Source organism: Sphaerobacter sp., assembly GCF_019683595.1.
Taxonomy (GTDB): Bacteria; Chloroflexota; Chloroflexia; order Thermomicrobiales; family Thermomicrobiaceae; genus Sphaerobacter.
Genome location: NZ_JADGHZ010000314.1, coordinates 1 through 2,376 on the forward strand (window position 1 = coordinate 1; position 2,376 = coordinate 2,376).

Sequence of the window (2,376 nt, forward strand, 5' to 3'; positions counted from 1 at the left end):
AAACGGGGCCCGCGGCCGCCCCCCGGGGGGGGGGCCACGGCATTCGATCTGTGTCGCAAATTGGCCGGTGCGGCGCCGACACCATCCCCTGGGTGAACATGCGCGCGCGGTTTACCACCCACGCTTGCGACCCGGCGGTTCATGCCGTATCCCCGCTGGTCCCTAGACTGGAAACACGTCGAACAAGTGACGACCGTCATGTGCGGTCCCTGCACCGACCGCACGGGAGGGTGTGCCGATGTCTTACGAGGATCAGCCCGTCGACGATCAGCCCGTACTCGACACGCTGCTTCAGATGAGCGCGGAGACGTACCAGCGTTCCGGTCTCGACCCGAGAACCTACATGATGGTCCGCTTTGCCGCGCTGGCGGCCGTCAACGCGCCACCGCTCTCCTACCTCACAAATCTCAGCCTGGCCAGCGAGACGGGCCTGTCCGCGGAGGATGTGCAAGCGACGCTGGTGGCGATCGCTCCGATCATCGGCGGGCCACGCGTGGTGTCGTCGGTGGGGAACATCGGGCGGGCGCTCGGGATCAGCATCGCGATTGCCGAGGACGACGATGACGCGGAGCTCGCCGACGCGGACTAGCGCGGGGCGTGGGCGTGGGTCATCTCGCGTGTGTCGAACTGGCCGGCTCGAAACGCACCGTAGTGGCGGTCTCGTCCCTGCCTGCTCGCCGTTACGGCGCGTTGTCCTTGGCCTTCCCGGCAGGCGCACAACGCAGATGTCGTCTGTTGCGAAACGCCGTTCGTTCCTAAGGGCGCGCGGCTAGTCTCCATCGATCGGTGGCGTCGGTTCATCTAGCAGCGGAGGCCAGAATGTGCTGCTTCTTGACGATCCTCGTGTTCCTTGGTCCCCGCGCAGGCATCATCGTTTGGTGGCTGTACAACCCGACGCGCTGGGATCGGCTGTTCGGTTCGTTCATCTGGCCCGTCCTCGGGTTCATCTTTGCACCGTGGACGACCCTGATGTACGTCGCGGTGGGGCTGGGTGGCGTGCGCGGGATCGACTGGATCTGGATCGCTCTGGGCGTGTTCGCCGACGTCGCGATGTATGCGGGCGGTGGGTACGGGAACCGCTCCCGTGGCCAGCAGTACATGTCACGTTATGCCTGAGCAGCGCCCGATTCGGAATGACGGCAACGCCGGGAGCAGCGCGCGGGATTCTCAATCTACCCCGCGCGCTCGAGCTTTCGGATGGTCCAAGGACGCCCCGCCCCGACGGGTGCAGGGTGCCGATCTACGACCTCAATCTACATCTCCGGCGGCGATTCGCGGCGCCCACCGCACCGGCATAACCAAGAGCAGACGGTTACTCGTCGCACAGGAAAGGAACTTCACGGTGGCCACGCTGACTGCATTCAAGTTCCCGACGTCCACCGGCGCCGATGAGATGCTCGCCAGACTGCGGCAGCTACAGGCTCAGGGTCTTATCACCGTCGAGGACGCCGCGATCGTCCGCTGGCCGGAAGGGGCGAAAAAGCCCAAGACCGAGCAAATCCACGACCTCACCGGGGCGGGGGCGCTGACGGGTGCCTTCTGGGGCATGCTATTCGGGTTGCTCTTCTTCGTGCCGCTGTTCGGGCTGGCGATAGGCGCCGCCTTCGGCGCGATAGCGGGGCACTTTGCCGACGTCGGTATCTCGGATAGCTTCATCAATCAGGTCAAACAGAAGGTAACACCGGGCACCTCGGCGATCTTCCTCCTGACCAGCGGGGCCGTGGTGGACCGGGTCAAGGAGGCCATGAGCGGGCTGACCTTCGAAGTCCTATCGACCAACCTCTCTGCCGAGCAGGAAGCGAAGCTGCGGGAGGCGTTCGCCGAAGAGGGGGCCACCGCTCCGCCGCCAGTGGTGAGCGAGCAGCAGCCGGAGCAGCCGGCAGGTTCCTAACCACTCGGCACCGGCAAGGGGCACGGTCAGGCTTCTCGACTCGTTTGACACCGAGATCCTGCAGGCACACCGCACCGGCGGTCCAAGGAGGATCGCCGGTGCGTTTGTGTGGATCGGGCGATCGGTAGTTCGCGCCGCACGCCGTGTGTGCGCACCATCCACGCTCCAGGCGAGCCGCCTCATACCGAACGCGCATGATCGCTTGGGCTGGTGTCGTGTGCAGAGCGAAAAACCTCATGCTGGGGCTGCGGTACTCGCCAGAGACCCTTCGCACCGCTCAGGACGCCACGCGCTGCGCAGAATGACTTGGATCGCTTACGACGCTATGGGCCGCTGCGGATGACCCCACGAGCGCCTTTCCGCATGGCACGTGCAGAGATAGATGGGGACCGGGAGCACGCCTACGAAATGCGGTGGCGGGCCATGGCAGTTGCCATGGCCCGGCGAGTTCATGATGGAGTTAGACGAAATACGCTAGCATACCG

At 65.1% G+C, this 2,376-nt stretch carries 3 protein-coding genes; all 3 read left to right on the plus strand.

Annotation, left to right across the window (positions count from 1 at the left end; translation table 11 throughout):
* Nucleotides 1-238: 238 nt before the first annotated feature.
* The 3 genes from IRZ30_RS17020 to IRZ30_RS17030 all read left to right on the plus strand — a co-directional run bounded on the left by IRZ30_RS17020 (nucleotide 239) and on the right by IRZ30_RS17030 (nucleotide 1,891).
* Nucleotides 239-589, plus strand: coding sequence for a carboxymuconolactone decarboxylase family protein (locus tag IRZ30_RS17020; RefSeq protein ID WP_294086893.1), 351 nt, complete (start codon nucleotides 239-241; stop codon nucleotides 587-589).
* 242 nt (nucleotides 590-831) lie between these two features.
* Nucleotides 832-1,116 (plus strand): hypothetical protein, encoded by a 285-nt coding sequence (locus IRZ30_RS17025; protein ID WP_294086894.1) that lies wholly within the window; start codon nucleotides 832-834, stop codon nucleotides 1,114-1,116.
* Between the two features lie 226 nt (nucleotides 1,117-1,342).
* On the plus strand, nucleotides 1,343-1,891 hold the full coding sequence (locus IRZ30_RS17030) for a DUF1269 domain-containing protein (protein WP_294086895.1): 549 nt from the start codon (nucleotides 1,343-1,345) through the stop codon (nucleotides 1,889-1,891).
* Nucleotides 1,892-2,376 lie beyond the last annotated feature (485 nt).

Excerpts from the sequence above, each read along its gene's own strand:
- IRZ30_RS17020 (WP_294086893.1), top strand. The coding sequence starts at position 239 with ATGTCTTACGAGGATCAGCCCGTCGACGATCAGCCCGTACTCGACACG.